Annotated in this window: 10 protein-coding genes, 1 tRNA gene and 2 pseudogenes; 3 read left to right on the forward strand and 10 right to left on the reverse strand. The window is 44.1% G+C overall.

What is annotated here, in order from left to right:
• Window positions 1-4: 4 nt before the first annotated feature.
• Complete coding sequence (locus H6G97_RS27325; protein WP_190943717.1) at window positions 5-745, reverse strand: 2-phosphosulfolactate phosphatase family protein; 741 nt, start codon at window positions 743-745, stop codon at window positions 5-7.
• A 565-nt stretch (window positions 746-1,310) separates the two neighbouring features.
• Here H6G97_RS27325 and H6G97_RS27330 point away from each other — a divergent pair.
• Together H6G97_RS27330 and H6G97_RS27335 are read left to right on the forward strand one after the other, a co-directional pair.
• Window positions 1,311-1,730, forward strand: a complete 420-nt coding sequence (locus tag H6G97_RS27330) for a BlaI/MecI/CopY family transcriptional regulator (protein WP_094329782.1) — start codon at window positions 1,311-1,313, stop codon at window positions 1,728-1,730.
• Window positions 1,730-2,569: a M56 family metallopeptidase gene (locus tag H6G97_RS27335; protein ID WP_190943722.1), complete on the forward strand. Its 840-nt coding sequence runs from the start codon at window positions 1,730-1,732 to the stop codon at window positions 2,567-2,569. The genes H6G97_RS27330 and H6G97_RS27335 overlap by 1 nt, the downstream gene beginning before the upstream one ends.
• A gap of 288 nt (window positions 2,570-2,857) precedes the next feature.
• Here the strand turns inward: H6G97_RS27335 and H6G97_RS27340 are convergent, their stop codons facing one another.
• The 9 genes and pseudogenes from H6G97_RS27340 to H6G97_RS27380 all read right to left on the reverse strand — a co-directional run bounded on the left by H6G97_RS27340 (window position 2,858) and on the right by H6G97_RS27380 (window position 7,469).
• A complete protein-coding gene (locus tag H6G97_RS27340; RefSeq protein WP_190943724.1) occupies window positions 2,858-3,097 on the reverse strand; it encodes a hypothetical protein in 240 nt (79 codons plus the stop codon).
• 105 nt (window positions 3,098-3,202) lie between these two features.
• Window positions 3,203-3,415: a methyltransferase gene (locus H6G97_RS27345; RefSeq protein WP_242055279.1), complete on the reverse strand. Its 213-nt coding sequence runs from the start codon at window positions 3,413-3,415 to the stop codon at window positions 3,203-3,205.
• Between the two features lie 144 nt (window positions 3,416-3,559).
• Entirely contained in the window at window positions 3,560-3,718 is a 159-nt protein-coding gene (locus H6G97_RS27350; protein WP_190943718.1) for a methyltransferase, read from the reverse strand.
• 2 nt (window positions 3,719-3,720) lie between these two features.
• Window positions 3,721-3,942, reverse strand: coding sequence for a methyltransferase (locus H6G97_RS27355; RefSeq protein WP_190943719.1), 222 nt, complete (start codon window positions 3,940-3,942; stop codon window positions 3,721-3,723).
• A gap of 271 nt (window positions 3,943-4,213) precedes the next feature.
• Window positions 4,214-5,437, reverse strand: a pseudogene (locus H6G97_RS27360) (aminotransferase class V-fold PLP-dependent enzyme).
• A gap of 3 nt (window positions 5,438-5,440) precedes the next feature.
• A tRNA-Asn gene (locus H6G97_RS27365) sits at window positions 5,441-5,512 on the reverse strand.
• Window positions 5,513-5,655: 143 nt separating this feature from the next.
• Window positions 5,656-6,207, reverse strand: coding sequence for an NYN domain-containing protein (locus tag H6G97_RS27370; protein WP_190943720.1), 552 nt, complete (start codon window positions 6,205-6,207; stop codon window positions 5,656-5,658).
• Between the two features lie 298 nt (window positions 6,208-6,505).
• The gene (locus H6G97_RS27375) at window positions 6,506-7,183 is read right to left on the reverse strand and encodes an ABC transporter ATP-binding protein (protein ID WP_190898839.1); all 678 of its coding nucleotides are present in this window, start codon (window positions 7,181-7,183) and stop codon (window positions 6,506-6,508) included.
• A gap of 13 nt (window positions 7,184-7,196) precedes the next feature.
• Window positions 7,197-7,469 carry a UPF0367 protein family gene (locus tag H6G97_RS27380; protein WP_012410874.1) on the reverse strand — a complete coding sequence of 91 codons (273 nt, stop codon included), beginning with the start codon at window positions 7,467-7,469 and terminating at the stop codon, window positions 7,197-7,199.
• Window positions 7,470-7,947: 478 nt separating this feature from the next.
• On the opposite strand from H6G97_RS27380, the pseudogene H6G97_RS27385 reads away from it, so the two are divergent.
• Window positions 7,948-8,087 (forward strand): annotated as a pseudogene (locus H6G97_RS27385) (photosystem II D2 protein (photosystem q(a) protein)); the annotation flags it as partial.

The raw sequence follows: 8,087 nt of genomic DNA on the forward strand, positions 1-8,087 counted from the left end.
GTCCTTATTTCTTTTGACTTTTTAATACTCCCGTTTCATGTTGTATGGGCAAAACATCTAAAATATCAGTTTGGGAACAATACTTTAAATCATCTAGACAATCAAGACGCAACAATCTTTGTCCATGACTAGCTTGGTGAAGTAATCCCAATAAGTTATCTTGCCACTGAGAGTAAAGAGCGATCGCACTTATTACTTCATCATTACCAGCTAATTCCTCTTGTGACAACTTGGTTTGTTGTACAAGACTATGAGCGATCGCGCCTGCACAAACTGTATCCTCTAAAGAATAACTGCCTTCCCAACCGGAACCGACAATCCACACTGTCTCTGGTTGTTTATCTAAGACATATTGCACCACTGCCGCCCGGTTAATCAAGGCTGCTGCTAGTACACTTGGAGAGTCTTGTACCCGTTGTAAGGCACGAGTGCCATTTGTGGTACTGATAAACAAACGCCGCCCCTGTACTACTTCTGGTGTGCAGTCGAGGGGAGAGTTACCTAACTCAAAGCCAGCTACTTTCGCGCCGCCGCGTTCTCCAGCCCGCAGACGTTTTTCAGAGGGCCATTTTTCGCTAACTTCAATTAACTGATCTAAATCGCTGAATACTTGTACAGCTTCGCCTCCAGCCGCCAACACAGTCGCTATTGTGCTAGTGGCTCGCAAGACATCGACTGCGATCGCACATTCTGGCGCTTTATCCGTTGGAGTCAATTCAGGAGTGTGGTATACGAATAACTTCACGGGCTGGATACACCTGTTTTAATACTACTGCCGCAAATAACATTCTACCTAGTTGGTGTCACTAACTATAATTACAATTAATCTCAAAGTCTTTTTTACCATCAAAATACAAAATGTATCTCATTCAATACATAGATGGGAGATAGGCCATTAATTGCGTCTGTACAAGGAGTGGGGAAGAAACAAGGGAGCAAGGGAGAAAAGTTTTCCCTCTGCAAGAGCAGCACCCTGCCCTTGTGCCTCTTTTCAATCCTTAATTAAATACTCAAAAAGACCATTTTTATGCTTTTAGACTTTCAGACTTGCTGCACTATCTTGTAATCTAAAACAAGAGCAGACCTTCTCTTTTAAACGGAGAAAAATTACACCTTTAAAGTTACAGCGTTGAGGGACGGATATACACTGGACTTCTTGCATAAGTCGGGAAAAGGGGAAAAGGTTCTGTATTGTCCGCTCTCCTTTTAACCTTTACCCTTTTCCCCCCTATTGCAAAATTGCTTTTTGCAATAGGTCTACTCATTCCCTACTCTCCATTCCCCACTCCCTACTCCCCATTGAAATTGCTATGGCACCTTTACCCGACTACCGCCCTAAACAACTGTCTTTAGGCCCGTTGGAAGCGGAAATTTTAAATATCATCTGGGAACTTGGTTCAGCCACAGTCAAGGATGTACACGATCGCATTCTGACTGATCCCAACCGCGAATTAGCATATACTTCTGTAACCACAGTTTTACGTCGTCTCACTGATAAAGGTTGGCTGGCCTGCGATAAGAAAGAGCGGGCATTCTATTGGCGGCCAATGCTAAGTAAGCAGCAATCAGATGTCATCAAAGCTCACGAGCAGTTACAGCGATTTCTAGCGGTGGGAAACCCCGATGTTGTCGCTGCCTTTGCTGATAGTCTGGATGAAGCCGCTAGTGAGCAAATAGCTGCGATCGCCAAACGTATTCAATCTGCACGCCAAGCCAGGGAGGAAAAATGATGCATCTGATAATGATTTTGAATGCTTTGGCAGTTGCTTGGTGGTTAAGATCCGCTTGGAATCAACGCCAAGGTAATTGGAATGTGCGGTGGCAGCGATCGCTATTTTTGTTTCTCTTCCCGCCCTTGCTAATTTTCATGACTGCGATCGCTGTGCTGTTGATGGGGCCTCAAGGACAAATGGGCGGAATGTATACAGGCTTAATTAGCTATTTACTAGTATTAATTTATTTAGCATTTTTTGCCATTTCATGTCTTAAACTTGCCTTCCAGGGTTGGCAGTCTGTAGAATCTGCCCGTAACTGTCCTTTAGTGAATGTTGGCGATAGACGAGCCAGACTGCTGCAAACAGGCGCGTTGTTTGCAGGTCAAATCGGTTTTTGGCAACCAGAACTAGTGGTTAGCCAAGGATTAGTGCAAACTCTCTCACCCGCTCATTTAGAAAGCGTCTTAGCCCATGAGCAAGGGCATCACTATTATAGGGATACGTTCTGGTTTTTCTGGCTGGGTTGGGTGCGTTCTTGCACTGCATGGTTGCCGAATACAGAGCCTTTGTGGGAAGAATTGTTAGCTTTGCGCGAACTCCGTGCTGACGGTTATGCAGCCTTGCAGGTAGACCCTCTGGTGCTAGCGGAATCACTTTTATTAGTAGTTAGTAGCGGCCCCGTCTTATCGGAAATTTGCTGTGCTGCATTAGGTTCCTCTGGTGCAGATCGTTTGGAACAAAGAGTAGAAGCTCTATTAGCACCACCAGAACCAACCCCAGAAGCTCAATTACAATCGTGGCATGGCTTTCTGTTGGCGTTCCTGCCTCTACTGTCTGTGATATTTCATAGTTAAGTTGAATTTAGCAAGCTACTACAGCACAAAATCGTGATGTTAGTAACGAAAATCGTAGCGTTGGTAATAAAAACGTATTGTTTGTAACGAAAATCAGATTGTTTGTAACGAAATTATTGTGTTTGTAACAAAAATCAGATTGTTTGTAACAAAAATCGTAGTGTTGGTAATGAAAATCGTAGCGTTGGTAATGAAAACGTATTCTTTGTAACGAAAATCGTAGTGTTTGTAACAAATACCGCGATCGGCACAAATTAACAAGCGGTAATTACGAATTAGGAATTACGCTTATTCTTCTAGCAACTGTTCTATATACTTTTGCACCAAAGGCACTTGAAAAGAATTGCTTTCTGTAGTCAAGATTTCTCTTCGCGTTAGTTTGCGGATAACACTTTTGTCTTGCTGTGTGAGAGTTTTCCCGTGAATTAAACGCCTAAGTAAATTGCGTAGGCGTAGCTCGTTGTAGACATCACTATCTGCTGGTTGCTGCGTTCTATTTCTGTTAACCAAGTTGGTAGGGCGAAACATGGATCTTCAGCTAATTTATCGGCATCTGGATTAGGCAAGTCTACTTTGCGGGGTAATCACCGTGCAGCTTCGATAATTTGTTGAGCTAAATATTCAGCCAATCCTTTAAATTTTTACCGCCTCAATAACGCTAATTGGTGACGAGGTTGGAATAACTTGGGTAAGTTGGAAGCCAGCATGAAGCAGTAGTACTTGATATTCCTCCTCTGTGCGTTCGCGTCCACCAGTCATAACTAGCATATTGAGGTCAAACAACTTGCTAAAAGAAGATACATTCCCAGGAGGAATTACTGTCTCAAACAGCAGGAGTGTACCCAATACGGTTCGGTTAACAAAGTTATCTGTTGAGGCGAGCAGGGGGAGCAGGGGGAGAAGAGAAGCAGGGGAAGAGAAATTGCTTAATAATAACTCTCTTGCCTCCCCTGCCTCCCCTGCCTCCCCTGCCTCCCCTGCCTCCCCTGCTTATCCGAACCGTATTGGGAGTGTACCATGCTGTGACATTGCTTGATGACAGTTTTTGAGAATAGCGATCGCTTTTTCCTCATCCCAGTCATGAATGATGTGCTTGAGAAGGTAAGCATCACCACCTGCTGTTACTGACTCAAAGAAGTTCCCCGACACTACTAGCGGTCTGCAAAACCTTGTGCTTGCAGGCAAGATTTTGCTTCTTCCATCACTGTTGGTATATCAAAGATAATGCCTTTAACAGTCGGATAAGCTTTAAGAATGCTAGTCACCAAACTGCCCTGACCTCCTCCCACATCAACGAGGTAGTCAGCAATACCAAGTTTAGCAGCAGCGTGGATTGCCCGTGATACCCAAAAGCCAGAAATCATCTGAAGCATAATATCGGATGCAGGGACTTCAGCACTTATGCTTGGTTCGAGTGAACTTATATTCTGTAAATTCTTTTCAAAGTTCTGGATTTGTGGGGGTACACAACCACAACTCAATCATATCTAACCACGGCGACGATAAGCCTCTGGCTTGATGCTGCGCCTATGCTTTAAACAAACGTGGTATCTAAAAAAAATATTTATTTGGCAAATGGGCCAATGTTTGCTGCTACAAGTGCAAAACATACCCTTGATGCGATCGCCAGTTTCCTAAACTAAATTAACAGCACAATCCCTTTAACACCTTTGCCAAATACTCATACTGCTCAAAAGTATTGTAAATCTGTGCCGAAATCCTTACCAATAGGCGAGGTTTTTCCTGCCACGGCATCACCTGCACTTGAATACCAAACTTATCAAACAACTCATCATGTATAGACATGAAATCGCGGTTTTCCAAAGTCGTAGGCATTGGCACAACCGCCATTGAACCAATCATCTCCTCTGGACAAGGCGGCTGCACTTCCAGCGCTTCACAAAGTAGCCGTCTTCCCTGCAACACTAGCTGATGATTTTGCTGTCTCCATTCTGTCCACCCACCAGGTAGCAACGAACCCATAAAAGCGATCGCTTCCGGTACACACATATAAGCTGTAGGATCGTCTGTACCTGTCCAGTCAAATTCCAACTGAAAGCGAGTTTTATCAGTGCGTGGCGAATTTGTCCCGTGGCTAATTGTCAGAGGACGAATTTCTGACTGTTTATCTCGCCGTACATATAAAAAAGCTGCCCCTTTTGGCGCACACAGCCATTTATGACAATTCCCAGCGTAATAAGTTACGCCAATTTCTCGCAAATCGAGAGAAATCATTCCAGGCGCATGAGCACCATCGACCAATGTATCTACACCCCGTTGTTGCAACTCCTTCGCCAACTCTTGAATCGGGAAGATTAACCCTGTCTGGCTGGTAACATGATCCAAAAGTACTAATCGTGTTTTTGGTGAAACTCGCTCAATTACTGCTGCCACTACTTGCTCTGGCGAGTCAATAGGGAAAGGAACTTTTGCCACCACCACCCGCGCACCAGTGCGACTGGCAATAAAATCAAGTGCATTGCGGCAAGCATTATATTCGTGGTTGGTTGTAAGTATTTCGTCCTCTAGTGAAAACGTCAGCGACCTTAACACCGAGTTAACACCAGTCGTTGCATTGGGGACAAATACCAAATCCCGGACATCAGCACCCACAAACGCAGCCAGCTTACTTCTGGCATTGTCTAGCAGGGGTTCCCACTCTCTACCAAAAAAGCGTAAGGGTTGATGTTCGAGCTGCGATGTCTAACGACAAGCCGCTTTGCGTCTACGCAAACGTTGTTGAAACTCCAGTACTTGTTTAGGACAAGCACCAAAAGACCCATGATTCAGAAAAGTTACAGTCGAGTCAAGCGACCATAAATCTCTGATGGATAGTCTAGAATCCAAAATTGAAAATCCAAAATTGATAAACTCCCCAGGCTGGATTCGAACCAGCGACCAATCGATTAACAGTCGATCGCTCTACCACTGAGCTACTGAGGACCACCCACGATTTATAATCTTAGAGCTAAAAATAGTATTTGGCAAGTACTTTCGCTAATATTTTTTTATATGCTTAATTTAAATACTTTTTGCAGCCAAAATCCATTCAGGAACTTAAGCAGAGACTCTTAGATACTAAATATTTACTGTAATCCCATTCGTAATTCAGCCAGACGCTGCCGCGCTTTAGCATCAATGGCATTAGCTAAAAACCTACTCTTAGATTGTTTGCGCGTATGATACTTTTGTCGCATCCGGCAGACAGTAGCTTCCACTTCACCACAGAGTTGCTGTGCCGATAACCATTCAGCCCCATACCCTTGTATCATCAACTGCTGTGCCCGATCTGATGTAGCAACAATCACACGAGAAATCAAAGATTGAGCTATTTGGTGGCGAAAAGAAGCGCAGGATTTTTCAATATAAGTATCTGCTGTTTGCCCAAAATCAGTGTAATAAACAGACAAAAGCTCAGTAATAATTTCTTTATTACTAGAGCAATTTTGATATTGAGCATCAAAAACTATCTGAGTTGTATAACCTTGAAACGCACTATAACCAGTCATCGCTTCTACAAGTTCGCCCCGTGCTGCCTCTAATCCAACGCTATCACGCGTTTTTTTAAGGCAAGGCCAAGCGCCTATGATATTGTAGCCGTCCACTAACAAAACGGCTTGGAGTATGGAACGGGGCATGGTTTTTAATCACAATTTTCTAGAGTTAACAAAATTCATTCATAAGTTTTATAATAATTGATGCATAGTCTGTAACACTATGCTACACAGAATAAAAAATACGGCAGCCTCACAAAACTCAAACTGAAAACGCGCCTTTGTTTAAAAGGCGCGTTGCAATTCTTTCTCAGGAGTGGTGGCAATGAAGAATACCAAATTAAAATGCCACCCAATAAAGGCAGGAGCATATACTGGGTGTAAAAGTCCTAAGTACTTTTTATTTCACTCAGGACTCAGCACTTAGGACTGAGCACTAAAATTAAGAGGCTTCGCTGTGTACCTCCATCAGTCGTTGTTTGAGGCGTTGGGCTTCACCTCTATCTACCAGAGAGCCTTTTTCGAGCAAGAAAGCGCCATCACAGTAATTTAACTCGTCTAATCGATGTGTCACCCAAAGCGCTGTAATACCTCGACTTTTGACAAGGCGGCGCACACCAGCAACTAAATCCAACTGGCTATCTGGATCTAGTAAGGCAGTGGGTTCATCTAATAATAAGACTTCACAGCGACGGGCGATCGCACCGGCGATCGCGACTCGCTGTTTCTGTCCCCCAGAGAGTGCATAGATAGGCCGTCGTAGGAGGGTAAGCAAATTTACCGCCCCTAGCGCCTCCTCAACCCTTGCTCTAGTAGCAGCAGGTGGTAACTTTTCTTCCACCAATCCAAAAGCCACATCAGCACCAACCGTTGGCATCACCAGTTGATGATCGGGATTTTGGAAGACAAAGCCAACGGGGTGCAAAACTCGAATTTCGCCAGATTCAGGAGCTAATAACCCCGCCAGCAGTCTCAATAACGTTGATTTCCCGCTGCCATTTGTACCCAAGAGCATCCAAAACTCACCCTTGGGTACTTCTAAAGAGCAAGATTTGATAACTTTCTCTCCATTAGGCCAACTGAAATTTAAATCTTTGACCTCAATGCCCACTTGAGCCATTTGTCGACCTTGGTTACTCAGCAGCTACAGCGAAAAAGCCAGGTGGTCTACCACCACCAGGGGTTGTACCATCTTTCTGAACAATCTGCACTCCAGAAATTTCACTAGCGCGGACAGCAATTTTTTTCTCTGTCTTACCCTCGCACTTTAGTTCCACAATGTCAGGGTTCCCAGAACGTATTGCTGCCAAAATTAGCTGATAGACAGCCTCAGCATCCTCTGCTGACTTACGTTGTACTGAGATAGGGAAAGCAGTGTTTCTGATGCTTAAATCGATGGTAAACATTTAGCAATAATCAAATTTAACTGTGGACTCATTTTAGCGTCAGGTGACTGATTCTAGGGAAATGGGCATAAGAGGCAGAGGGGCGGGGGGCAGGGGGAAATGACCCTCTCAAGAACTGTCGTGGAATGAAAGGGGAATGGGTCTGAATCCCCCACTTCAATAAGTGAGTGTAGTTATCGTAAAGAGCGGGAAGCTAACGCAACAACAGGTGGGAGCGAATCTCAATTCATGTCTATCTCCCCTGCTCCCTGCTCCCTGCTCCCTGCTCCCTGCTCTCACCTCATCTGAATTAAAAATAAATTTTTATTACAAAACCACTAGAAAAATTAACGATTTACAGCTAATATGATTAAAGGTGTGTAAAAAATTGTAAACTTGGTTAACAACCCGGTTAACTTTCTGCTTATGGAAGGCTTTTATATCGCCATCTATAATACAGATACAACCTGTACTTATAAACATTTGGAGATTTGCTCTAATGACCATCGCAGTTGGACGTGCCCCCAGTAGAGGGTGGTTTGACGTTTTAGACGACTGGCTCAAGCGCGATCGCTTCGTATTCGTAGGTTGGTCAGGGATACTATTGTTCCCCTGCGCCTTCCTAGCACTAGGCGGTTG

This window comes from Nostoc flagelliforme FACHB-838 (assembly GCF_014698065.1).
GTDB lineage: Bacteria > Cyanobacteriota > Cyanobacteriia > Cyanobacteriales > Nostocaceae > Nostoc > Nostoc flagelliforme_B.